General features: G+C 65.4%; 19 protein-coding genes. 12 read left to right on the forward strand and 7 right to left on the reverse strand.

All coding sequences use genetic code 11. From position 1 onward, the window contains the following. Window positions 1-25: 25 nt before the first annotated feature. Entirely contained in the window at window positions 26-634 is a 609-nt protein-coding gene (locus tag PFY01_RS07530) for an NAD(P)-dependent oxidoreductase (RefSeq protein ID WP_271042993.1), read from the reverse strand. Between the two features lie 53 nt (window positions 635-687). Between PFY01_RS07530 and PFY01_RS07535 the strand changes: the two genes are divergently transcribed. The 6 genes from PFY01_RS07535 (at window position 688) to rplL (ending at window position 4,776) form a co-directional block, all read left to right on the forward strand. After that, window positions 688-1,104 (forward strand): winged helix-turn-helix transcriptional regulator, encoded by a 417-nt coding sequence (locus PFY01_RS07535; protein ID WP_271042994.1) that lies wholly within the window; start codon window positions 688-690, stop codon window positions 1,102-1,104. 90 nt (window positions 1,105-1,194) lie between these two features. Beyond that, window positions 1,195-2,256, forward strand: a complete 1,062-nt coding sequence (locus tag PFY01_RS07540) for an AI-2E family transporter (RefSeq protein ID WP_271042995.1) — start codon at window positions 1,195-1,197, stop codon at window positions 2,254-2,256. A gap of 153 nt (window positions 2,257-2,409) precedes the next feature. Beyond that, window positions 2,410-2,862 carry an NUDIX hydrolase gene (locus PFY01_RS07545; RefSeq protein WP_271042996.1) on the forward strand — a complete coding sequence of 151 codons (453 nt, stop codon included), beginning with the start codon at window positions 2,410-2,412 and terminating at the stop codon, window positions 2,860-2,862. An 87-nt stretch (window positions 2,863-2,949) separates the two neighbouring features. Beyond that, a complete protein-coding gene (locus PFY01_RS07550) occupies window positions 2,950-3,504 on the forward strand; it encodes a DUF2059 domain-containing protein (protein WP_271042997.1) in 555 nt (184 codons plus the stop codon). A 310-nt stretch (window positions 3,505-3,814) separates the two neighbouring features. Beyond that, window positions 3,815-4,330 carry a 50S ribosomal protein L10 gene (rplJ, locus tag PFY01_RS07555; RefSeq protein WP_055754822.1) on the forward strand — a complete coding sequence of 172 codons (516 nt, stop codon included), beginning with the start codon at window positions 3,815-3,817 and terminating at the stop codon, window positions 4,328-4,330. Window positions 4,331-4,392: 62 nt separating this feature from the next. Then, window positions 4,393-4,776, forward strand: a complete 384-nt coding sequence (gene rplL, locus PFY01_RS07560) for a 50S ribosomal protein L7/L12 (RefSeq protein WP_017506702.1) — start codon at window positions 4,393-4,395, stop codon at window positions 4,774-4,776. Between the two features lie 123 nt (window positions 4,777-4,899). On the opposite strand, the gene PFY01_RS07565 is transcribed toward rplL, so the two are convergent. Continuing rightward, window positions 4,900-5,817, reverse strand: coding sequence for an alpha/beta hydrolase family esterase (locus tag PFY01_RS07565; RefSeq protein WP_271042998.1), 918 nt, complete (start codon window positions 5,815-5,817; stop codon window positions 4,900-4,902). A gap of 119 nt (window positions 5,818-5,936) precedes the next feature. Between PFY01_RS07565 and PFY01_RS07570 the strand changes: the two genes are divergently transcribed. Continuing rightward, window positions 5,937-6,614 (forward strand): type 1 glutamine amidotransferase domain-containing protein, encoded by a 678-nt coding sequence (locus PFY01_RS07570; RefSeq protein ID WP_165116153.1) that lies wholly within the window; start codon window positions 5,937-5,939, stop codon window positions 6,612-6,614. Between the two features lie 40 nt (window positions 6,615-6,654). On the opposite strand, the gene PFY01_RS07575 is transcribed toward PFY01_RS07570, so the two are convergent. The 4 genes from PFY01_RS07575 to PFY01_RS07590 all read right to left on the reverse strand — a co-directional run bounded on the left by PFY01_RS07575 (window position 6,655) and on the right by PFY01_RS07590 (window position 12,009). Beyond that, complete coding sequence (locus tag PFY01_RS07575) at window positions 6,655-8,631, reverse strand: M61 family metallopeptidase (RefSeq protein ID WP_271042999.1); 1,977 nt, start codon at window positions 8,629-8,631, stop codon at window positions 6,655-6,657. Window positions 8,632-8,745: 114 nt separating this feature from the next. Further along, on the reverse strand, window positions 8,746-10,707 hold the full coding sequence (locus PFY01_RS07580; protein WP_271043000.1) for a M61 family metallopeptidase: 1,962 nt from the start codon (window positions 10,705-10,707) through the stop codon (window positions 8,746-8,748). A 132-nt stretch (window positions 10,708-10,839) separates the two neighbouring features. Next, entirely contained in the window at window positions 10,840-11,325 is a 486-nt protein-coding gene (locus PFY01_RS07585; protein WP_271043001.1) for a hypothetical protein, read from the reverse strand. A gap of 132 nt (window positions 11,326-11,457) precedes the next feature. Next, window positions 11,458-12,009 (reverse strand): FKBP-type peptidyl-prolyl cis-trans isomerase, encoded by a 552-nt coding sequence (locus tag PFY01_RS07590; protein ID WP_271043002.1) that lies wholly within the window; start codon window positions 12,007-12,009, stop codon window positions 11,458-11,460. Between the two features lie 340 nt (window positions 12,010-12,349). Here PFY01_RS07590 and rpoB point away from each other — a divergent pair, with 340 nt between their 5' ends. The 3 genes from rpoB (at window position 12,350) to PFY01_RS07605 (ending at window position 21,018) form a co-directional block, all read left to right on the forward strand. After that, window positions 12,350-16,465, forward strand: coding sequence for a DNA-directed RNA polymerase subunit beta (rpoB, locus tag PFY01_RS07595; protein WP_112861789.1), 4,116 nt, complete (start codon window positions 12,350-12,352; stop codon window positions 16,463-16,465). 103 nt (window positions 16,466-16,568) lie between these two features. Further along, a complete protein-coding gene (rpoC, locus tag PFY01_RS07600) occupies window positions 16,569-20,765 on the forward strand; it encodes a DNA-directed RNA polymerase subunit beta' (protein WP_271043003.1) in 4,197 nt (1,398 codons plus the stop codon). Between the two features lie 121 nt (window positions 20,766-20,886). After that, window positions 20,887-21,018, forward strand: a complete 132-nt coding sequence (locus PFY01_RS07605) for a hypothetical protein (protein WP_271040861.1) — start codon at window positions 20,887-20,889, stop codon at window positions 21,016-21,018. A gap of 2 nt (window positions 21,019-21,020) precedes the next feature. On the opposite strand, the gene PFY01_RS07610 is transcribed toward PFY01_RS07605, so the two are convergent. Next, window positions 21,021-21,845, reverse strand: coding sequence for a hypothetical protein (locus tag PFY01_RS07610; protein ID WP_271040862.1), 825 nt, complete (start codon window positions 21,843-21,845; stop codon window positions 21,021-21,023). Window positions 21,846-22,225: 380 nt separating this feature from the next. On the opposite strand from PFY01_RS07610, the gene rpsL reads away from it, so the two are divergent. Next, on the forward strand, window positions 22,226-22,600 hold the full coding sequence (gene rpsL / locus PFY01_RS07615) for a 30S ribosomal protein S12 (protein WP_008260482.1): 375 nt from the start codon (window positions 22,226-22,228) through the stop codon (window positions 22,598-22,600). Between the two features lie 81 nt (window positions 22,601-22,681). Then, window positions 22,682-23,155, forward strand: a complete 474-nt coding sequence (gene rpsG, locus PFY01_RS07620) for a 30S ribosomal protein S7 (protein ID WP_055754905.1) — start codon at window positions 22,682-22,684, stop codon at window positions 23,153-23,155. Window positions 23,156-23,230: the final 75 nt, after the last annotated feature.

Genomic DNA, 23,230 nt, shown 5'->3' on the forward strand with positions numbered 1-23,230 from the left:
TCCCCGCCGTTTTTTCTTGCCCGGATCAGTAGGCGGCGGTGAAGCGGGCGCGGCTGTGCTTGGGGTTCTCCAGTTCATCGACCATGGCGATGGCGTAGTCGGAGAAGCCGATCTTGCTGTCGCCGTTGGCGTCCACGACCAGTTGGTCGGTCCCGGTGCGATAGCGGCCCAGGCGCGGCGTTTCCTCGATCAGGGCGGCGGGGGAGAAGAAGGTCCAGTCGATGTCCGTTTCCTGACGCAGGTCGTCTAGGAAGGTCAGCCCGCCCTTGGCGATGGGCTTCCATTCCGCCGGGAACTGCGGCGTGTCGAACAGCAGGACGCCGGGCGCGACCTCCAGGCTGGCGGCGCCGCCGGTGACGAGCAGGCGCGGGACGCCGGCGGTCTTCAGCGCGCCAAGGATCGTCGCGGCGGGAATATCGAAATGCAGGGCGCTGATGACCGCGTCCGAACCCTGGATCAGGTCGGCGAGGGCGGCGGCGTCCGAGGCGTCGCCGGCGACAGGCGTGACGCCGGTGGCGCTCGGGATCGCTTCCGGCTTGCGGGCGATGGCGGTGACCGTGTGACCGCGCGCGGCCAGTTCCTTGGTGATTTCCGAGCCGGCGCGACCGCTGGCGCCGAGAACTGCGACTTTCATGGAAGGCTCCTTCGGGTATCCAATGGATACCAGGTGCGATATGGGATGCGCCCATGCAAGACGGCACCTCTCAGACACCTGGTCACCTTCACGAAACCTGGCTGCGCGGCGATGTGTTCGCGGCGAACTGTCCGACGCGGCAACTGCTGGACCGCATCGCCGACAAGTGGAGCACTCTGATCCTGATCGTGCTTGGAGAGGGGCCGATCCGGTTCAATGCCCTGAAGCAGCGGGTTGATGGGGTATCGCAGAAGATGCTGAGCCAGACGCTGAAATCGCTGGAGCGCGACGGGCTGGTGTCACGCTCCGTCGTAGCCACCGTGCCGGTATCGGTGACCTATGCGGTCACGCCGCTGGGCCGAACACTGATAGCGGCGATGCAATCGATCATCGACTGGGCCGAGACCCGGATGCCGGAAGTCGCGGCCGCGCAAATGGCCTATGACCAGCGATCCCCCGACGCCCACTGACTTTTTTATCGCGTGCGGCGAACGGCCACGCTCGGCCCGCGTTCCTGTCGCGACCTTGAAGGGGGCGATATGTTCGGACTGGGAAAACTGATGGGCGACAAGCCTGGTTTGGGCGGCCACGACCCGTGGAAGGGGCGCCTCGCGTTCGGCGCCATCGTGCTGGTGGCGGCCTATTTCGCGGTTCAGTTGATCGTGACCTTGCAGACGCTGTGGCTGCTGATCTTCGGGGCCATCGTGGTGTCGGTGATCCTGCGCGCCCTGGCCGATCCCATCGTGCGCTGGCTGAAGGCGCCGGATCCGCTGGCCGTCTTCCTGTCGCTGCTGATCGTGATCGCGGTGCTGGCAGGCGTGCTGACCCTGTTCGGAACCCAGATCGCCGAACAGGTCGTGGCCCTGTCGGCCGTGGTGCCGCAAGGGTGGGAGCAGGTCCAGTCGTGGATCCAAGCCCAACCCTATGCCGCGCAGCTGTTGGAACAGCTGCAGGGGCTAGGCGGCCGCGCCGGTCAGGCGTTGCAGGTCGCGCAGAAGTTCGCCCTGGGTCTCGCATCGGGCGTCACCACCCTGGTTCTGGTTGTGGTCGCGGGGGTCTTTCTGGCGATCGAACCTGCCAAGTCGCGCGAGGGGCTTCTGTCCATGCTGCCCATGGATCGCCGCCCGCGAATGCGCGAAGTGCTAAACAGCTGCGGCAAGGCGCTGAAGGGCTGGCTGAAGGCTCAGCTGTTCTCGATGGTTCTGGTCGGGACGCTGACAGGGGTCGGTTTGGCCATCATCGGCGTGCCGTCGGCGCTGGGGCTGGGTCTGTTGACGGGATTGGCGCAGTTCGTGCCGATCGTGGGGCCCATCGTCTCGACCGTGCCGGCTGTGCTGGTCGGCGCCACGCAAGGATGGCAGACGGCCCTGATGACGCTGGCGCTGTATGTCGTTGTGTCCCAGCTGGAGAGCAACTTCATCACGCCGATGGTGCAGAAGAACGTGGCCAATCTGCCCGTCGTTCTGGGCATCTTCGCCGTGGTGGGCATCGGCACCCTGTTCGGGCCGCTGGGCGTGCTGTTCGCCACGCCGCTGGCGCTGGTGCTGCACACCCTGATCACCATGCTGTATCGTCAGGACGCGCTGGGCGATCCCAAGGCCAAGGCGCCCGGCGAGAAATAAATGGGACCGTCCGTGGTCTGACAACTTGACGCAGGCGTCGCGATCCCGTTTCGAGGGCGGCCGCGACCGGCAGACCTGGAACCAGACGTGAAGATTGGGCGAGCGCCAGCACGAATCGTCAGGACCGCCCACGCGATGGGCGAGGGCTGAGGCGTGGCCCAGGCCCGGTCCAAACGCACCACCCGTTCCGAGACCCGGCAGGTTGCGGCCCTGCCGTGGCGGCTGGAGGACGGCGAACGTCGCATCCTGATGATCACCTCGCGCGAAACGCGGCGCTGGGTGATCCCCAAGGGCGGGCGGATGGTCGGCAAGAGCGATCCCGAGGCCGCCGCCCAAGAGGCGATGGAGGAGGCGGGGGTGAAGGGCGACATCGACACCCAGTCCATCGGCGTCTTCCGATACGTCAAGGGTCTGAAAGACGGCGGCGTGCGCCAGTGCGTGGTGTCGGTCTATCCGCTCGAAGTGCTGATCCAGATGGGCGCCTGGCCCGAAGCGCATCAGCGCGAGCGCCGCTGGATGAGCCTGAGCGAGGCGGCGGATCTGGTTCATGAGCCCGACCTGGCCGCGCTGATCCGCGACTTCGACGCCACGCCGCTGGAAGATTAAGCAACCGTCGGTCGAATTCGACTGGCCTGCGGGCCTGAGCGTTCCGATAAGAGAGCGGGGGAGGCCATCATGATCATCACACACAAATTGGCGCTGGCCGCGTCGTTGGGTCTGGCGCTGGGTCTGACGACGACAGGCGCGTATGCGCAGACGGCGGCTCGATCCGAAACTGTCGTTGTCACGCGCGTCGAGCCAGCGCCGCAGGATGCCGGCCTGGCGCGCCGCAGCGCCCTGGCGCGCGAACTGATCGACCTGTCCGTCGGCCCGAACTTCATGAAGGAGTTCGAGCGCTTCATGGTCACGCAGATGGGTGAACTGGATAAAAAGGGCGGCGAAGAAGCGATTTGGGTGCGCACCAACATGCCGTCCATGGCAAGCAGAATGATCGAGCGGTTCATGGATGACTTGGCCCCGATCTACGGTTCCGTCTTCACCGAAGAAGAACTCGTCGCTCAGATCGCATTTTATCGCACGGCTGTCGGGCGCTCTGTCGCAGCCAAGACGATATCCTTGAGCATGGCCTCACAGGAGGTCGAGACCGCAGCGATGACGAACCTTCTGGAGGAGTTCGAGAGCAAATATTGCGCCCGGTTCGACTGCGGCGAGGGCGAGCAGACCGGCGCCAAGCCCAGTCGGCGTTAAGCCGGGTTGATTTCCAGCGGCGGCGCCTGTAAGAGCGCCGCTTCCCGTCGGAGGTTCATCTTCTGACGGTCCTGTCCGAGAACTTCGGGGCGTGGGGGTCACCCAGGCCATAACTGTCAGAGAGCCCTCTGACGCCGTGGGGAGATGGGGACGCGACCTTGCGCTGTCAGCCCGCATTCCGGGACGGACGCCGTCAGACGCATCCTTCGGACAATACGACCGGCCCGACGTTTCGCAGCGATGCGACGCGCTTTGGCCAATCCGTCGTCGGGAATAAGCTCGGCGGCGAATACCAAGACTGGAGACCGCAATGGATCGCGCTCAAAAAGCCGAGTCTATCGAATCGCTCAAGGGCGTTTTCGCCGACGCCGGCAGCGTGGTCGTGACCCACAACCTGGGTCTGACCGTTGCGGAAATGGAAGATCTGCGTGGCCGTCTTCGTAAAGAAGGCGGCGCGTTCAAGGTGGTCAAGAACCGCCTGGCGCTGAAGGCGCTCGAAGCCGAGGAAGGCAGCGACTACCACAACCTGTTCAAGGGTCCCGTGGGCATCGCCTATTCCGAGAACCCCGGTACGGCCGCCAAGGTCGCCACCGAGTTCGCCAAGGCCAACGATCGCTTCAAGATCGTCGGCGGCTTCATGGGCTCGACCATCGTTGACCAAAAGGGCGTGGACGCACTGTCCAAGCTCCCGACGCTCGACGAGGTTCGCGGTCAACTCATCGGCCTGCTCAATGCGCCTGCGACCCGTATCGCCGGCGTGCTGCAAGCACCCGCCGGTCAGCTGGCTCGCGTGTTCAACGCCTACGCCACCAAGGAAGCCGCGTAAGCGGCCCAGCCTTTCATCTCTGCATCACTCTCTAAAACCAATCCTCCGAAGGAAAACTGACAATGGCTGACCTCGCCAAGATCGTCGAAGACCTGTCCGCTCTGACCGTCCTCGAAGCTGCTGAACTCTCCAAGCTGCTGGAAGAAAAGTGGGGCGTCAGCGCCGCTGCTCCGGTCGCCATGGCTGCTCCGGCCGCCGGCGGCGGCGCTCCGGCTGAAGCTGCCGAAGAGCAAACCGAATTCACCGTCGTCCTGGTCGACGGCGGCGATAAGAAGATCAACGTGATCAAGGAAGTCCGCGGCGTCCGTTCGGACCTGGGTCTGAAGGAAGCCAAGGACCTGGTCGAAGGCGCTCCGCAGAACGTCGTCGAGAACGTCTCCAAGCAACAAGCCGACGAAGTCGCCAAGAAGCTGACGGAAGCCGGCGCCAAGGTCCAGATCAAGTAAGATCTGACTTTCGGCATTTGCTGAAGATCGGAAAGGCCCGGCGGGAAACCGCCGGGTCTTTTTTGTTGGCCTATCGCGCGGAGCGCTGCTTGAGGCCGGGCGCTGATGTGATGCGTGGAGCGCTCAGCGCTGCGGTCGGCTGCGCATGGCGAAGAAGGCCCACAGGGCGTCGTTGTCGGCGACCCAGCTGTGGCCGCCGCCTGAGGTGATGCGGCCCACCACGTCGGCGCCGTCGCGGCAGGCGGCGTAGCCCTCTTCATAGACCTTGTCGGCGATCCAGCGGGTGTCGCGCACCTGGGTGCAGCCGTTCAGCTGGGCCCAGCGCTGTTCGGCGGCGTGCATGGTGTAGCTCCAATAGCCTGCGCCGCCGCCCTGGATCGGATTGGTCGTGTCGGCGTCGCCGGCGATGGCGATGACCGGCATGGGGCGCGAAGGACGGCAGGTGGCGGGATCCGGCTGCTGCGGGCGGTCTTTTCGGGGATTGCCGGCGCGCAAGCCGACGACCGGGGCGATGGCGGCGAAACGGTCGGCGGCGACGCAACCCAGCCACGACGCCATCCGCCCGCCGCCCGACAGGCCCGTCGCATAGACGCGGCTGTCATCGACGCAGCCCTGGTCGGCCAGATAATCGATGGCTCCCGTCAGATAGGCGACGTCGTCGGCATCGCCGGGACCGGGGACTGCGCCGGTGACGGTCGGCACGCCGGGGATGTTCCAGACGAAACCTTGATCGATCGGAATGCCGGCGTCGGGCGCGGCGACGATGAAGCCGTGCCGATCCGCTGCCTCAGCCAGGCCGGAAGACGCCAGCATCTTGTCTCCGGTGCCGCCGCTGCCGTGCAGCAGGAAGACCAGAGGCGCCGGCTTTGCAGGGTCGAAACCAGCAGGCAAGTGGATCCGCATCGTGCGTCCACTGCGGCCGATGGCGACGGCCTGGGTCGCGCCCGCCTGTCCGATGTTGCAGGGGCCGGCCGCGTGCGCCGACGGGCTGAAGATCATCAGGCCCATCAGGGCGGCGAACAGACCGAACCAAGGCTTCATGCGACGTCGTCTCCGCTGATCGAGGCCGACAGGGTGGGGTGTTTTCGGCATCGAGGCCAGTCTTGAGCGGCGCCGTGCGGCTTCCCATCTGTGGACACCCCAAGACGGAGCCATCCCCTATGAAAATTCTGCTGGTGCTGACGTCGCACGACCAACTCGGCGACACGGGCAAGAAGACCGGCTTCTGGCTGGAAGAACTGGCGGCGCCCTATTACGCGCTGAAGGATGCGGGTGCGGAGATCGTGCTGGCCTCGCCCAAGGGCGGTCAGCCGCCGTTGGACCCCAAGAGCGACGACCCCGACGCCCAGACGGACGACACGCGCCGGTTCAAGGCCGACGCTGAAGCCCAGGCCGCCCTGGCCTCGACCGTCGTCCTGTCGTCGGTGAAGGCCGAGGATTTCGACGCCGTCTTCTATCCCGGCGGCCACGGACCGCTGTGGGATCTGGCGAACGACGCCGACTCCATCGCCCTGATCGAGGCCTTCGCCAAGGCGGACAAGCCGACCGGCTTCGTCTGCCATGCGCCCGGCGTGCTGAAGTCGGTGAACGGGCCGGATGGCAAGCCGCTGGTCAACGGCCGCAAGGTGACCGGCTTCACCAACTCCGAAGAGGAGGCCGTGGGCCTGACCGATGTGGTGCCGTTCCTGGTCGAGAACGTGCTGACCGCCAACGGCGGCGACTACTCCAAGGGGCCGGACTGGGGCTCCTATGTTCTGACCGACGGCAAGCTGGTGACCGGGCAGAACCCCGGCTCGTCGCACGCGGCGGCCGAGGCGTTGCTGAAGCTGTTGAAGTAAGGGGCGTGTCTCCTCCCCGCAAGGCGGGGAGGAGACACTTTTAGCGCCGGCGAGGCGCGAGGATGTCGGACAGGCGATCCGGCGCGCCCTCGATCCGTTCCAGCCGCGGGTAGCGCAGGCCGTCGTGGTAATCGAAGGCCACCGTGCGGAAGCGATCGCCGGATTTCAGCAACAGTTCGATCGGGGCGTCGGTCCCTTTCGCCGCCGTGACGGCGTCGCGCAGGACCTCGGCCGAGCCGGTCTTGCCGTTGACGGCGACCAGGCTCCAGCCGGCGCCGAGGCCTTGCTCGAAGGCGAGGCCGCCCCAGCGGATGTTGGTCAGCTTGTCGCCCGACAGGGTGAAGCCCAGTGAATACTGGAAGTCGTTGGCCCAGCCACTCTGGACCGACTTCTCCGCCGCCGAGGGTGTGTCTGTGTAGGTCAGTCGCCAGCCGCCACGCTCGATCCCGGCCAGCGGCGCGCGGGCGTCAGGACCGACGGCGTCTAGACGGGTGCGAAGGAAGGCGGCCCAGTCGTGAGGATAGACGGCGTTCAGGGCCGCGACGACGTCTTCGAAGGTGTAACCCTGAGGCGCCCATTCGCCGTCGTCGTGACCGAAGAAGCCCCTGGCGAAATCGTCCAGCGACTTGCGGCCATTGGTGCCCTCGCGGATCAGGGTGTCGGCGTCCAGCCAGACCAGCAGGCTTTCGCGGTAATAGTCGCCCGTGCCGCGCATCCATGAGGTGAACTGGCCCGGCACGCGATAGCCCAGCAGATTGTGATTGTTGGTGTCCTGCAAGGCGCGCCACTGGCGACCCGGCTGGTTGTCATAGAAGGCGGCGACGCTGGCCAGGGTGGCCAGGGCCACGTCTTTCGAATGCAGGCCCGACCGGGCGGCCAGCACATCGCCCCAGTATTCGGTCTGACCCTCATAGACCCACAGCAGGGTGTTCTGGGTCGGGACGTTGTGGTTGGCGGTCAGCTCGTCCGCCGGACGCATGAACTTGCCGTTCCAGGAGTGGGTGTATTCGTGCGGCAGCAGGCCCCGGTCGCCGGCGCTCTTGGCCCAGTTGGTGAAGAAGTCGGGTACGCCGGTGTTCTCGGACGAGCGATGATGCTCCAGCCCGATGCCGCCCATCTGATCGGTCAGGGCGAACAGAAATTCGTAGTTGTCGAAGTGGCGGGCGCCGAACAGGCGGTCGGCCTGCTGGACCATATTCTCGAACAGTTTCAGTTGGTCGTCGGTGGCGGCCAGCCCCTTGGCCTCGTCGGCCAGGATGTTCAGGTGGACGCGCTCACCGCTGGGGTCGATGTCCACGCGGCGATAATGGGCGCCGGCGAAGATGGGGCTGTCGATCAGGGTGTAGAGGTCGGTCGGGGCGAAGGTCGCCACGTCGCCGTCCTGAGACGCCGTGGTCAGGGCGGTGCCGTATTTCCAGCCGGCGGGCAGGACCACCGAGGGGGCGACCTGGATTTGGCGGCTGAAATAGCCGGCCGGATAGAGGATGGCCTTTTCCCACTGCAGATTGACCATGGCTGGGGTCATCAGCACGCGCCAGTTGGAGGCGTCGGGTTGGGTCAGTTGCTGGAAATGCACCTCGATGCTGGTCACGCCCGCCGGAATGTCGAGGTGGAAGGCGTAAGGGTCCAGCGTGTCGCGCAGCCACTCGATGCGCCGGCCGTCGGCGGTGACGGTCAGGCCGGCCAACAGCTGGATCGGGCCGGTGGCGGCGTGGTTGCCGGGCAGGAACTTGGGATAAAGCAGGGTCAGCGGGCCAGAACCGGCGACCGGGATGGTCTGGCTGACGCGGATGATGCGACGGTCCAGGTCGGTGATGTCGGCGCGGTACTGGATCACGCCCGGATACGGCTTGTCCTGCGGTACCGGGATGGCCGGCTGGGCGCGGGGCAGGGCCAGCGGCGCCTGGGTCGCATCGATGACGACCGGAGTGGACTGGAAACTCTGGGCCAGAACTGGCGAAGCGGCGGCCATCATCAAAACGGCGAGGCAGGCGGCGGTCAGGCGGGTACGCGGCATTCGGTCATCCGGTTCGGCGAAGGAGCCGCACCGTCGGGGGCGAGGGGCGATGCGTCAAGCGTGGCGTTGTGTCTCCTCCCCACAGGTGGAGAGGAGACGTATGTGGTTGGCGTTTCAGCGCCTGCGTGGGGTCAGGATGTCGCCCAGGCGGTCGGGCGTGCCGGGGATGCGTTCCAGGCGGGGGTAGCGCAGGCCGTCGTGGTAGTCGAAGACGACGGTGCGGTATTGCTCGTCGTCCTTGACGATCAGGGTGATGGGCGTCGACGGATCCTTGGCCGCGGTGACGGCCTCGGTCAGGCGTTCGGCGCTGGCGGCCTGCCCGTTGACGGCGACGATCTCCATCCCGGCGGCCAGGCCCGACTTGAAGGCCAGGCCGTTCCACTGGACGCTGCGGATCTTGTTGCCTTCGCCGGTCTGGAAGCCCAGCGAATAGGTGAAATCGTTGCGTTTCAGCTCGGCGTACAGGGTCTTCATGTAATCGGTGGGCTTGTCCGAATAGGCCAGCCGCCAGCCGCCGCGCGCCAGACCGTCCAGCGGGGCGCGGGCCTCGGGGCCATCGGCGTCCAGTCGGGTGCGCAGGAAGGTCGCCCAGTCATTGGCGACGACGCCGTTCAGGGCCGCGACCACATCCTCGAACGTATAGGGAGCGGGCGTATAGCTGCCGTCCTGGACGCCGTAGAAGGCGCGGGCGAAGTCGTCGAGCGACTTCCGGCCGCCGGTCTTCTCGCGGATCGTGGTGTCGACGTCCAGCCAGATCAGCTGGCCCTCCGAATAGTAGTCCTCGTCGCGCTGCCACGACAGCCAGCCCTTGGGCTGGCGCTGGCTGATGATGGGGTCGTTGGTCGTGTCCTGCATCGCGCGCCATTCGCGGCCGACGCGCGTGTCGAACGTCGCGGCGGTCATGGCCAGGGCGTCCATCGCCTGTTGCTTGCTTAGCAGGCCCGAGCGGGCGGCGATCACCTGGCCATAGTACTGGGTCTGGCCCTCGTAGACCCACAGCAGGCTGTTCTGCAGGGGGCTGTTGAAGTTTGGCACATACTGGTCGGCGGGGCGGCGCCATTTGCCGTCCCAGGAGTGGTTCATCTCGTGGCTGAGCAGGTCGCGGTCGGACAGATGGGTGTCCCAGCCGGTGAAGAAGGCGGGATCGACCGAGTTTTCCGAACTGCGGTGATGCTCCAGCCCGATGCCGCCCAGCTTGTCCGTCATGGCGATCAGGAAGTCGTAGTGGTCGAAATGGCGCGCGCCATACAGCCGGTCCATCTGATCGACCAGATTGCGCAGGATCTGGATTTGCTCGTCGGTGGCGTTCAGGCTGTCGGCCTTGTCCGCAACGATGTTGGCGCGAACGGGCGAGCGACCGCCGGGATCGAGGTCGATCTGGCGATAGTGAACGCCGGCGAAGACCGGGCTGTCGATCAGCACCTCCAGATTGACGGGCTTGAACGTCTGGATGTCGCCAGCCTTGGTTTCGGGCTCCAGCGCCGTGCCGAACTGCCAGCCGGCGGGGAATTTGACCGTGGGCTGGACCGTGATGTTCCGCGACCAGTGGCCGGCGGGATAGAGCAGCATCTTCTCCCACTGGATGTTCAGCATCTCGGGCGTCATGGTGATGCGACCCTGATTGCCGGTCGTCGGCGACAGGTGCTGCAGGGTGATGTTCAGCGCGGTCGCACCGGCCGGGACGACCACGTGGTAGGCGAAGGGATGCAGGGTGTCGCGGACCCACTGCACCCGCTGGCCGTTCGCCGTGATCTCGATGCCCGCCAACTGCGCGATGGGGCCGACGGGGCCATGATTGCCCGGCAGCCATTCGGGGAAGAACAGGGTCATCGGTCCCGCCTGGGCGACCGGGATCGTTTCCTTCACCGCAAAGATGTGCTGGGCCAGGTTAGTAGCGTCGACATCTAGGGTGATGACGCCGGTGTAGGCGACGTCCCGCGCTTCAGGAATCGCAGGCAGGGGCGTGGGCAGGGCGGGCGGCGTGGTCGAGGCCTGCTGCGCCAGGGCGGCCGGGGCAGTCGAGGCCAGGAGGAGGGCGAGGCCGAGTGGAGCGGCGCGCAGGCAAGAACGGATCATTGAGGACTCTTCAGGCGACTGGGGAGCCGCGACAGTCCGACGCAGGGGGCGAGGCGTCAAGCGTCAGCGCTGTTTCCGAAATTGCACTGCACCCCGAAAACGCGTGCAAAATGCAAGGGCGTGCAATTCGGATCAGTCCTCCTCCATCGGACGCAGGGGCGGCGTGGTGGGCAGGTTGTGCTGTCGTTTCGGGTCCTTGGCCATGCCCCGGTAGTAGCGCACAGCATGGTCGTCGATCTTGGCGATGGCCTCCAGATCCTTGTGCAGCCGGGACCAGCCCCGCGCCTCGATCAGCTTGCCGTCGATCATCGCCCGTGAAGCATTGGCCCAGGCCAGACGCGCCATGTCGGCGGCGTTGCAGGGCAGGCGCTGGTCGATGGCGTCCAGCTCATAGGCGTCCAGCGGTTCGAAAACCGCGCCGTGCGGCTGGTCCGATCGGCGCCATCCTTCCGTACGGGCGCGCCAACGGAAGGTCGACAGGCTGAGGCCGTGCCGCGCGCAGACGTCCTGCGCGAAACCTCCGGCGAGATAGTCTTTACGGGCGGCGGCCCAGGTTGCGGCGGATCGCCGTGTCCAGTCGGGCGAATTCGGATTGGGATCGGAGATGTCATCGGTCATGCCGCCCATGATGCAGGCGGCGTCGGCTATGGCCGGAACAATGACGTTTGGAGCGCCTAAGCGGTTGAATAGGCTAGGGGCAGGGTGTCGAAATAGGATGGAGCGCGGTTACCAGCCGTCCTGTTTCAGTCTTCAACCCGGCTTGACGTCCAGCAGTTCGACCGAGAAGCGCAGGGTGGAGTTGGGGGGCAGTTCGTCGCCGCCGACCCAGCGCGAGCCGTAGCCCAGCGAGGCGGGGATGACGAACTCGTAGATTTCCCCGACGCGCATCAGGGCCACGCCCTCGGTCCAGCCCTTGATGACGCGATTCAGCGGGAACTCGGCCGGTTCATTGCGGGCGTAGGAACTGTCGAACTCGCGCCCGTCAATGAAGGTGCCGCGATAGTGGACCTTGACCGTGTCGGTCGCCTCGGGCTGAGCGCCCTCGGGGTGGGCCCTGCCGACGCGGCGGTACTGCAGACCGCTTTCGGTGGTGGTCCAGCCGTGCCGGGCGCCGTTCCAGGCGAGGTAGGCGGTATTGCCGGCGTCCCAGGCCTGCTGCGGCGTCAGGGCGCCCTGGCCATTAACCTGATCGGCGGCGCGCGCGGCGGCCGAAGCCGTCTCGGCATAGGTCACCGGCTCGCGATGGGTGGCGCAGGAGGAGAGGGCGAGAGCGGCGAGAAGGGGCAGGGCGATCCGTGTCATAAGGCGACGCTAGATCAGCCCATCGTCGCTCGCAATGAGATTGGTCGGCTCTGTCGAAAAGGTTCCCTGGGGCCTTTATTTCGTCGCGAATGCGCGTATATGTGCGCGCTCCGCAACACTCCATATGAGTCTGCGCGCAAGCGCCGAGGCCCGGTCCGTCGCCCTCCGACCGAGCGAAGGCGCGGCTCCTTCCCAGGGAGCCGGTCCATTTCAGGCGTCCTGGCCCGGCAGCGGGCCGAGGGTGGATGCCGAAACCCTGGCTGCGGACGCGGAGACGCGCGCCGTGGCTGCTGCATTTCACGCACGCCTTCCCCGGGGCGTGCGCCATGGGAAACACTGAATGACTGACGTCGCCCACGATCTCGCCATCAACGGTCAGATCGCTTCCGCCACCTCGTTCACCGGCAAGAAGCGCATCCGCAAATCCTTCGGGCGTATCCCTGAAGCGATCGCGATGCCGAACCTGATCGAGGTTCAGCGCGCTTCCTACGAACAGTTCCTGCAGCGCGAGGTCCGTCCGGGCGTCCGCAAGGAGCAGGGCATCGAGGCGGTCTTCAAGTCGGTGTTCCCGATCAAGGACTTCAACGAACGCGCCATCCTGGAATACGTCTCGTACGAGTTCGAAGAGCCGAAGTACGACGTCGAGGAGTGCATTCAGCGCGACATGACCTATGCCGCGCCGCTGAAGGTCAAGCTGCGCCTGATCGTGTTCGAAACCGACGAGGAAACGGGAGCCCGTTCGGTCAAGGACATCAAGGAGCAGGACGTCTACATGGGCGACATTCCGCTCATGACGGATAAGGGCACCTTCATCGTCAACGGCACCGAGCGCGTGATCGTCTCGCAGATGCACCGTTCGCCGGGCGTCTTCTTCGACCACGACAAGGGCAAGACGCACTCCTCGGGCAAGCTGCTGTTCGCCGCCCGCGTGATCCCGTACCGCGGCTCGTGGCTCGACTTCGAGTTCGACGCCAAGGACGTGGTCTATGTCCGCATCGACCGCCGCCGCAAGCTGCCCGCCACGACCTTCCTGATGGGTCTGGGCATGGACGGCGAAGAAATCCTGAAGACCTTCTATGAGACCGTGCCTTACGAGAAGCGCGGCGAAGGCTGGGTCACTCCTTACAAGGCCGAGCGCTGGCGCGGGGTTAAGCCGGAGTTCGACCTGATTGACGCCGACACCGGCGAAGTGGTCGCACAGGCCGGTCAGAAGATCAGCGCCCGCGCCGCCAAGAAGCTGGGCGAGACGACGACCTCGCTGTCGCTGGCCGCCGACGCTCTGGTCACCAAGTATCTGGCCAATGACGCCGTCAACTTCGAGACCGGCGAAATCTTCGCCGAGGCCGGCGACGAACTGGACGCCCCGACCATCGAAGTGCTGGAGCAAAACGGCTTCACCACCATCGAAGTGCTGGACATCGACCACGTCACGGTCGGCGCCTACATGCGCAACACCCTGCGCGTCGACAAGAACGACAACCGCGAGGACGCCCTGTTCGACGTCTATCGCGTGATGCGTCCGGGCGAGCCGCCCACCCCGGAAGCCGCCGAGGCCATGTTCAACTCGCTGTTCTTCGACAGCGAACGCTACGACCTGTCGGCCGTCGGCCGGGTCAAGATGAACATGCGTCTGGAAAGCCCCGAGGTCTCCGACGAGATCCGCGTCCTGCGCAAGGAAGACGTGCTGAAGGTGCTGCAGATCCTGGTCGGCCTGAAGGACGGCCGCGGCGAGATCGACGACATCGACAACCTGGGCAACCGCCGGGTCCGTTCGGTCGGCGAGCTGCTGGAAAACCAGTACCGCGTCGGTCTGCTGCGGATGGAGCGCGCCATCAAGGAGCGCATGTCCTCGGTCGATATCGACACGGTCATGCCGCACGACCTGATCAACGCCAAGCCGGCCGCCGCCGCGGTTCGCGAGTTCTTCGGTTCGTCGCAGCTGTCGCAGTTCATGGACCAGACGAACCCGCTGTCGGAAATCACCCACAAGCGTCGTCTGTCGGCGCTTGGCCCGGGCGGTCTGACGCGTGAGCGCGCGGGCTTCGAAGTCCGCGACGTGCACCCGACCCACTACGGCCGCATCTGCCCGATCGAAACGCCGGAAGGCCCGAACATCGGCCTGATCAACTCGCTGGCCACCCACGCGCGCGTCAACAAGTACGGCTTCATCGAGAGCCCGTACCGTCGCGTGAAGGACGGCCAGGCCCAGGGCGAGGTGGTCTACATCTCGGCCATGGAAGAGTCGAAGTACACGATCGCCCAAGCCAACATCGAACTGAAGAACGGCCAGATCGTCGAGGACCTGGTCCCCGGCCGGATCAACGGTGAATCCCAGCTCCTGAACAAGGATGCCGTGGACATGATGGACGTGTCGCCGAAACAGGTCGTTTCGGTCGCTGCGGCCCTGATCCCGTTCCTGGAAAACGACGACGCCAACCGCGCGCTGATGGGCGCCAACATGCAGCGTCAGGCCGTGCCTCTGGTGCAGTCGGACGCGCCGCTGGTCGGCACGGGCATGGAAGCGGTCGTGGCCGTGGACTCCGGCGCCGTCGTGGTCGCCCGTCGTGACGGCGTCGTCGAACAGATCGACGGCACCCGGATCGTCGTGCGCGCCACCGGCGACGTGGACGCCGCCCGCTCGGGCGTCGACATCTACCGCCTGTCGAAGTTCCAGCGTTCGAACCAGTCGACCTGCATCAACCAGCGTCCGATCGTGCGCGTGGGCGATCAGGTGAAGGGCGGCGACGTCATCGCCGACGGCCCGTCGACGGACCTGGGCGAACTGGCTCTGGGCCGCAACGCCCTGGTCGCCTTCATGCCCTGGAACGGCTACAACTTCGAAGACTCCATCCTGATCTCCGAGCGCATCGTGCGCGACGACGTCTTCACCTCGATCCACCTGGAAGAGTTCGAAGTCGCCGCCCGCGATACGAAGCTTGGCCCTGAGGAAATCACGCGCGACATTCCCAACGTCGGCGAGGAAGCCCTGCGCAACCTCGACGAAGCGGGCATCGTGGCCATCGGCGCCGAGGTCCAGCCGGGCGACATCCTGGTCGGCAAGGTGACGCCGAAGGGTGAAAGCCCGATGACGCCGGAAGAGAAGCTGCTGCGCGCCATCTTCGGCGAGAAGGCTTCGGACGTGCGCGACACCTCCCTGCGCCTGCCGCCCGGCGTCGCCGGCACGATCGTCGACGTTCGCGTCTTCAACCGTCACGGCGTCGACAAGGACGAGCGCGCCATGGCGATCGAACGCGCCGAGATCGAACGTCTGGGCAAGGACCGCGACGACGAGCTCAAGATCCTCGAGCGCAACGTCTATGGCCGCCTGAAGCCGCTGATCGTGGGCAAGAACGCCGTGTCGGGGCCCAAGGGCATCGGCCGTGGCGAACTGACCGAAGAGAAGCTGGCCGAGGTCAGCCGTGGTCTGTGGTGGCAGATCGCCCTGGATGACGAAAAGGCCATGGGCGAGCTGGAAGCGATGAAGCGCCAGTTCGAGGACGCTCGCAAACAACTGGACCGTCGTTTCGAAGACAAGGTCGAGAAGCTACAGCGCGGCGACGAACTGCCCCCCGGCGTGATGAAGATGGTCAAGGTCTTCGTGGCCGTGAAGCGCAAGCTTCAGCCCGGCGACAAGATGGCCGGCCGTCACGGCAACAAGGGCGTCATCTCCAAGATCCTGCCGATCGAGGACATGCCGCACCTGGAAGACGGCACGCACGTCGACGTCGTTCTGAACCCGCTGGGCGTGCCTTCGCGCATGAACATCGGTCAGATCTTCGAAACCCACTTGGGTTGGGCCGCCGCCGGTCTGGGCAAGCAAATCTCCGGTCTGCTGGAAGCCTGGCAAGCGGGTGGTCAGAAGCAGGCGCTGATCGATCGTCTGACGCATATATACGGCGAGGAAACCCCTCTGCCGCAGGATGAGGAAGAACTGATCGAACTGGCGAAGAACCTGTCCAAGGGCGTGCCCTTCGCGACCCCGGTCTTCGACGGTGCGCACATCGGCGACATCGAGCGTCTGCTGGAAGAGGCGGGGCTGAACAAGTCGGCCCAGTCGATCCTGTACGACGGTCAGACCGGCGAGCAGTTCAAGCGTCCGGTCACGGTCGGCTACATCTACATGCTGAAGCTGCACCACCTGGTCGACGACAAGATCCACGCCCGCTCCATCGGCCCGTACTCGCTGGTCACCCAGCAGCCGTTGGGCGGCAAGGCGCAGTTCGGCGGCCAGCGCTTCGGGGAAATGGAGGTCTGGGCTCTGGAAGCTTACGGCGCCGCCTACACCCTGCAGGAGATGCTGACGGTGAAGTCCGACGACGTGGCCGGCCGGACCAAGGTCTACGAGGCCATCGTCCGTGGCGACGACAGCTTCGAGGCCGGCATTCCCGAGAGCTTCAACGTGCTCATCAAGGAAATGCGTTCGCTGGGTCTGAACGTGGAGCTGGGGAACAGCTGATCCGGATCACGAGCCCTCTCTCGCCACGGCGGGGGAGGGCGATCCCTCCGCTTTTCTCCGTTCTGAATAATTTTCGCGGGTCAGCCCCGCAGAAGGAATCAAGATGAACCAGGAAGTCCTGAACATCTTCAACCCGGTCCCGGTCACCCCGACCTTCGACCAGATCAAGATCGCCCTGGCCTCGCCCGAGAAGATCCGTTCGTGGTCGTTCGGCGAGATCAAGAAGCCGGAAACCATCAACTACCGTACGTTCAAGCCCGAGCGTGACGGCCTGTTCTGCGCGCGTATCTTTGGCCCGACCAAGGACTACGAATGCCTGTGCGGCAAGTACAAGCGCATGAAGTACAAGGGCATCATCTGCGAGAAGTGCGGCGTCGAAGTCACCCTGGCCCGCGTTCGCCGCGAGCGCATGGGTCACATCGACCTGGCTGCGCCGGTCGCCCACATCTGGTTCCTGAAGTCGCTGCCCAGCCGCATCTCGCTGATGCTGGACATGGCGCTGAAGGACGTCGAGCGCGTCCTGTACTTCGAAAACTACATCGTCACCGAGCCGGGCCTGACCCCGCTGAAGCAGAACCAACTGCTGACGGAAGACGAGTTCTATCGCTACCAGGAAGAGTTCGGCGATGACGGCTTCACCGCCGAGATCGGCGCCGAGGCCGTCCGCAACCTGCTGATGGGCATCGACCTGAACGCGGAAGCTGAAAAGCACCGCGCCGAGCTGGCCGACAATCCCTCGGAAATGAAGGCCAAGAAGGCGTCCAAGCGCCTGAAGCTGATCGAGGCCTTCCTGGAATCGGGCAACAAGCCCGAGTGGATGATTCTGACGATCGTGCCGGTCATTCCGCCGGAACTGCGTCCGCTGGTGCCGCTGGACGGCGGTCGTTTCGCGACCTCCGACCTGAACGACCTGTATCGCCGCGTCATCAACCGCAACAACCGCCTGAAGCGCCTGATGGAACTGCGCGCGCCGGACATCATCATCCGTAACGAAAAGCGGATGCTGCAGGAGTCCGTCGACGCCCTGTTCGACAACGGCCGACGCGGTCGCGTGATCACGGGCGCCAACAAGCGTCCGCTGAAGTCGCTGGCCGACATGCTGAAGGGCAAGCAAGGTCGCTTCCGTCAGAACCTGCTGGGCAAGCGCGTCGACTATTCGGGTCGTTCGGTCATCACCGTGGGTCCGGAACTGAAGCTGCACGAGTGCGGCCTGCCCAAGAAGATGGCGCTGGAGCTGTTCAAGCCGTTCATCTATGCGCGCCTGGACGCCAAGGGCCTGTCGGGCACCGTCAAGCAATCCAAGCGCATGGTCGAGCGTGAGCAGCCCGCCGTTTGGGACATCCTGGACGAGGTCATCCGCGAGCACCCGGTTCTACTGAACCGCGCGCCGACGCTTCACCGTCTGGGCATCCAGGCGTTCGAGCCCAAGCTGATCGAGGGCAAGGCCATCCGCCTGCACCCGCTGGTCTGCACCGCCTTCAACGCCGACTTCGACGGCGACCAGATGGCCGTTCACGTCCCGCTGAGCCTCGAGGCCCAGCTGGAAGCGCGCGTCCTGATGATGTCGACCAACAACATCCTGTCGCCCGCCAACGGCAAGCCTATCATCGTGCCGTCGCAGGACATCGTCTTGGGGCTGTACTATCTGTCGCTGGTCAAGGACGGCGAGCCGGGTGAAGGCAAGCTGTTCGCCAACATCGGCGAGATCGATGCGGCGCTGGACGCCAAGGTCGTCACCCTGCACACGCGCATCAAGGCGCGCTGGACGGAACAGGACGCCGAAGGCAATGAGGTGACCAAGGTCATCGACACCACGCCGGGCCGGATGAAGCTGGCGGCTCTGCTGCCGCGTAATCCGAACGTCGGCTATCGCCTGCTCGAGAAGAACCTGACCAAGAAGGAAATCGGCAATCTGATCGACGTGGTCTATCGCCACTGCGGTCAGAAGGCGACGGTCATCTTCGCTGACCAGATGATGGGCCTGGGCTTCCGCGAAGCCGCCAAGGCCGGCATTTCGTTCGGCAAGGACGACATCGTGATCCCGGCCAAGAAGGTCGAGCTGGTCGCCGAGACCCGCACTCAGGTCGAGGAGTACGAGCAACAGTACGCCGACGGCCTGATCACGCGCGGCGAGAAGTACAACAAGGTGGTGGACGCCTGGTCCAAGGCCACGGACCGGATCGCCGACGCCATGATGGGCGAGATCGCGCAACCGCGCGTGCTGATCGAGGGTGAAAACCCCGACATCAACTCGGTCTTCATGATGGCCAACTCCGGCGCCCGTGGTTCGCAGGCCCAGATGAAGCAACTGGGCGGCATGCGCGGCCTGATGGCCAAGCCGTCCGGCGAGATCATCGAGACGCCGATCACCTCGAACTTCAAGGAAGGCCTGACCGTCCTTGAATACTTCAACTCCACCCACGGCGCCCGTAAGGGTCTGGCCGACACTGCGCTGAAGACCGCCAACTCGGGTTACCTGACCCGCCGTCTGGTGGACGTGGCGCAGGACTCCATCGTCACCGAGCAGGATTGCGGCTCGACGCGCGGCATCACCCTGCGTGCGGTGATGGAAGGCGGCGACGTGCTGGTCTCGCTGGGTCAGCGCATCCTGGGTCGCTATGCGGCCGAGGACATCAAGGAGCCGGGCACGGATACCGTCCTGTTCCCCGCCGACACCTATCTGGTGGAAGAAGTCGCCGAGGCCGTCGAGGCTGCGGGCGTCCAGTCGGTCAAGGTCCGTTCGGCCCTGACCTGCGAGGCCGAAGCCGGGATCTGCGCCCACTGCTACGGCCGTGACCTGGCGCGCGGCACCAACGTCAACATCGGCGAAGCGGTCGGCGTCATCGCCGCCCAGTCGATCGGCGAGCCGGGCACCCAGCTGACGATGCGGACCTTCCACATCGGCGGCACGGCTCAGGTGGCGGAAACCTCCTTCATGGAGGCGACCAACGCCGGTACGGCCAAGGTGACCGGCCCGACCGTCGTCGCGGCCCACGGCGATCTGGTGGCCATGAGCCGCAACGTCATCGTGACCGTGGTGGTGGACGGCAAGGACCGCGAGACGCACAAGGCTCCTTATGGCGCCCGCATCCGCGTCAAGGACGGCGACGAGGTCAAGAAGAACCAGCGCCTGGCGGAGTGGGACCCCTACACCACCCCGATCCTGACGGAAGTCGGCGGCGTCGTGCGCTTCGAGGACCTAGTCGAAGGCCTGTCGGTCAAGGAAGAAACCGACGAAGCGACGGGCATCGCCCAGCGCGTCGTCAGCGACTGGCGCGCCAGCCCGCGCGGCTCGGACCTGCGTCCGGCCATGGGCGTCACCCTGGGCGACGCCTACGCCAAGCTGTCTTCCGGTTCGGACGCCCGCTATCTGCTGCCCGTGGGCGCGGTTCTGTCCGTGTCGAACGGCGATGAGGTCAAGCCGGGCGAGATCATCGCTCGCGTTCCGACCGAAGGCGCCAAGACCCGCGACATCACCGGCGGTCTGCCGCGCGTCGCCGAACTGTTCGAAGCTCGCCGTCCGAAGGACTGCGCGGTCATCGCCGAGATGGATGGTCGCGTCGAATTCGGCCGCGACTACAAGAACAAGCGCCGCATCAAGATCACGCCGGAAGTCAACGCCGACGGCGTGCAGGGCGAACCGGTCGAGTTCCTGATCCCGAAGGGCAAGCACATCTCCGTCCACGACGGCGATCTGATCCAGAAGGGCGACTACATCATCGACGGCAACCCGGATCCGCACGATCTGCTGCGCATTCAGGGCGTCGAAGCGCTGGCCGAGTATCTGGTGAACGAAGTGCAGGAGGTCTATCGACTGCAGGGCGTGCCGATCAACGACAAGCACATCGAAGTCATCGTGCGTCAGATGCTGCAGAAGGTGGAAGTGCTGGATTCGGGTGAAACCACCTTGATCCGCGGCGACACCGTCGAAGTCGCCGAAGCCGTTCTGGAAAACGCCAAGGTCGAGAAGCGTGGCGGCCGTCTGGCCACCACCCAGCCCGTCCTGCTGGGCATCACCAAGGCGTCGCTGCAAACCCGCAGCTTCATCTCGGCGGCGTCCTTCCAAGAGACCACTCGCGTCCTCACCGACGCCTCGGTCCACGGCAAGAAGGACATGCTGGAAGGCCTGAAGGAAAACGTCATCGTCGGCCGCCTGATCCCGGCCGGCACCGGCGCCTACCTGCGCAGCCTGCAGAAGATCGCCAACGAGCGGGATGCAGAACTGACCTCGGCTCTGGAAGAGGCGATCGAGCCGCTGCCGGCCGATCTGCAACTGGAGCTGGAGAGCAGCGAGAGCTGATCTTTCGTTTCAAAAGCGAAGACATGAAGGGGCGGCGCCGGCGACGGCGCCGCCCTTTTTCTATGCCTTGACGCGTGCCCGGGTTGCGGTGAACTGAGCCAAGGTTGTGTAGAGGGCCGCCATGACGAAAGCTGACAAGGTGCTGTGGGGCCTAACGGCCGTGATCTTGTCGCTCTTTGTCGTCGTCGAAGCCAAGACGATGATGCTCCATCTCGGCGCGGCCATGCATGACGCCTATTGCCAGGATCACTGACCTCAATCTTTCCACCGCTCTATCGGGGCTGAAGCACCCGGCGTGATCGGTGCGCCGCCGGCCCGGTGGCCGTCGCGTCGGGTCTGGACGTTGCGGGTCGAGTCGGGCGCCAGCGAGGGATTCAACTGCGCGCCGGCGCAGCCTGTGCCGAAGTTCGAGCCGACGCAGTCCGCCGGACCCACCACGCCGACGCCGCCGGACAGAGGACGACGGCGCGCCTCCCATTCAGCCAGACGCCGCGCGCCCTCGCGAGCAAAGGCGGCGTCGCGTTCGGGGTTGCCCGTGCCGGTGATCGGGGCGGCGTTGCGGCCGCGCCGCTCGGCGTCTTGGAGGCAGTTTGCGCGCTCGGCGGCGTTGAGCTGTTGCGGCGTGGTGCAGCCGATCAAGCCCTGACGCAGGACACGGGACATGGCGCCGGCGCGATCGTTCGGATTTACCGTCCAGGCGCCCGGCGGCGCGGGCGCACCTTGGGGCGTGGGCGCGGCGATGCGGAGACGGATCGGGGCAGGGCGACTGTCCGGCGGCGTTGCCTGGCGCGGGGAGGGCGTCTGAACCGTCGGGCGCGCATTCTGCGCTGACCGCGCCGTATCGTCGACTGCGGGCGCCTGGACCGGCGTTCTAGGCCGATCGTCGCGCAGAAGGGGGCGGGGCGTAATATCGACGTAGATCGGCGGCTGTTCGGGCGCGACGACGTCGCCATCTATGCCCAGGGCCATGAACGACAGGAAGGCGATCAGCGCGGTGTTGATCGCCACCGACGCCGTCGCCAGGCCCGCCTTTCGCCAGTCGAGGCGCCGGTCAGGTCGCGTCAGCTGTGCAAACGGCAATGCGTCGTCCCCCTTGATCCGATGCAAGCTGTGCTAGAAGCATGGCCGCTTTCGGGCGGAGGCGAGCCGACGACGAGGGAAGCAACGTGGGGCTCCGCTTTGAAGATCAGCGCCGCCTTGACCTTCCGGCCCATCGGGCGTAGAAGCCGCCCACTTTCGAGGCGTGGCCGGTTCGCCGGTCGCTGAGATCGTGACAATCCAACGGACGGGCTGTGCCCGCCGGAACGCCCAAAGCGCGCGTTCCGGTTTTTCTGTTTGGGTGGTCGCGCGCTCAGTCTCGATGACACCCGGGCGAGGGGATGGTCCCCCGTTCACAAGAAGGCGAGAGGCGCTTCGGTCGAAAGACACACGCCTCCATCAGAAGTCGAGACGAGTTTCGAATGCCTACGATCAACCAGCTGATCCGCAAGCCGCGCAAGCCCAAGCCCACCCGCAACAAGGTGCCGGCTCTGGAGGGTTCGCCCCAGCGTCGCGGCGTCTGCACCCGCGTTTACACCACGACCCCGAAGAAGCCGAACTCGGCTCTGCGTAAGGTCGCCAAGGTCCGTCTGGCCAAGAACGGCTACGAAGCCGTTTGCTACATCCCCGGCGAAGGCCACAACCTGCAAGAACACTCGGTTGTTCTGATCCGCGGCGGCCGCGTGAAGGACTTGCCCGGCGTTCGCTACCACATCCTGCGCGGCGTTCTGGATACCCAAGGCGTCAAGGACCGTAAGCAGCGTCGTTCGCACTACGGCGCCAAGCGTCCGAAGTAAGCCATTCTTCTCCGGGCCGTCGCGCCCGGAGGCCTTTTCGAGATCTTCCCGGCGTTGGTCGGGCACTGCAAGGAATACCCCATGTCGCGTCGTCACCGCGCCCAGAAACGTGAAGTTCTGCCCGATCCCAAATTCGGGGACCTGATCGTCACCAAGTTCATGAACTACGTCATGTACGAAGGTAAGAAGGCCGTCGCCGAAAACATCGTGTACGGCGCCTTCGACATCCTGGCCGAGAAGAAGAAGGACCAGGAGCCGGTCGCGACCTTCCACGCCGCTCTGGACAACGTCTCCCCGTCGGTCGAAGTGCGCTCGCGTCGCGTCGGCGGCGCCACCTATCAGGTGCCCGTCGAAGTCCGTCCGGACCGTCGCCGCGCCCTGGCCATCCGCTGGCTGGTCAACGCTGCGCGCAAGCGTGGCGAGAACACCATGACCGAGAAGCTGGCCGCCGAACTGCTGGACGCATCCAACAACCGCGGCACCGCGGTCAAGAAGCGCGAAGACACCCACAAGATGGCCGAAGCCAACCGCGCCTTCAGCCACTATCGCTGGTAACGCCTTCAAAGCGTCATCTGCGCTGACTATCTAAGGGTTTCCGGCGCGGGCGGTTTAAGTTAAATCGCCCGCGCT

Origin of the sequence: Brevundimonas vesicularis, assembly GCF_027886425.1 — a bacterium.
Taxonomy (GTDB): domain Bacteria; phylum Pseudomonadota; class Alphaproteobacteria; order Caulobacterales; family Caulobacteraceae; genus Brevundimonas; species Brevundimonas vesicularis_C.

Coding starts and splice junctions, on each gene's coding strand:
- rplL (WP_017506702.1), top strand. CDS start 4,393: ATGGCTGACCTCGCCAAGATCGTCGAAGACCTGTCCGCTCTGACCGTC.
- rpoC (WP_271043003.1), top strand. CDS start 16,569: ATGAACCAGGAAGTCCTGAACATCTTCAACCCGGTCCCGGTCACCCCG.
- PFY01_RS07540 (WP_271042995.1), top strand. CDS start 1,195: ATGGGCGACAAGCCTGGTTTGGGCGGCCACGACCCGTGGAAGGGGCGC.
- PFY01_RS07580 (WP_271043000.1), bottom strand. CDS start 10,707: ATGATCCGTTCTTGCCTGCGCGCCGCTCCACTCGGCCTCGCCCTCCTC.
- PFY01_RS07530 (WP_271042993.1), bottom strand. CDS start 634: ATGAAAGTCGCAGTTCTCGGCGCCAGCGGTCGCGCCGGCTCGGAAATC.
- rplJ (WP_055754822.1), top strand. CDS start 3,815: ATGGATCGCGCTCAAAAAGCCGAGTCTATCGAATCGCTCAAGGGCGTT.
- PFY01_RS07575 (WP_271042999.1), bottom strand. CDS start 8,631: ATGCCGCGTACCCGCCTGACCGCCGCCTGCCTCGCCGTTTTGATGATG.
- PFY01_RS07565 (WP_271042998.1), bottom strand. CDS start 5,817: ATGAAGCCTTGGTTCGGTCTGTTCGCCGCCCTGATGGGCCTGATGATC.
- rpsG (WP_055754905.1), top strand. CDS start 22,682: ATGTCGCGTCGTCACCGCGCCCAGAAACGTGAAGTTCTGCCCGATCCC.
- rpoB (WP_112861789.1), top strand. CDS start 12,350: ATGACTGACGTCGCCCACGATCTCGCCATCAACGGTCAGATCGCTTCC.
- PFY01_RS07605 (WP_271040861.1), top strand. CDS start 20,887: ATGACGAAAGCTGACAAGGTGCTGTGGGGCCTAACGGCCGTGATCTTG.
- PFY01_RS07590 (WP_271043002.1), bottom strand. CDS start 12,009: ATGACACGGATCGCCCTGCCCCTTCTCGCCGCTCTCGCCCTCTCCTCC.
- PFY01_RS07535 (WP_271042994.1), top strand. CDS start 688: ATGCAAGACGGCACCTCTCAGACACCTGGTCACCTTCACGAAACCTGG.
- rpsL (WP_008260482.1), top strand. CDS start 22,226: ATGCCTACGATCAACCAGCTGATCCGCAAGCCGCGCAAGCCCAAGCCC.
- PFY01_RS07570 (WP_165116153.1), top strand. CDS start 5,937: ATGAAAATTCTGCTGGTGCTGACGTCGCACGACCAACTCGGCGACACG.
- PFY01_RS07585 (WP_271043001.1), bottom strand. CDS start 11,325: ATGACCGATGACATCTCCGATCCCAATCCGAATTCGCCCGACTGGACA.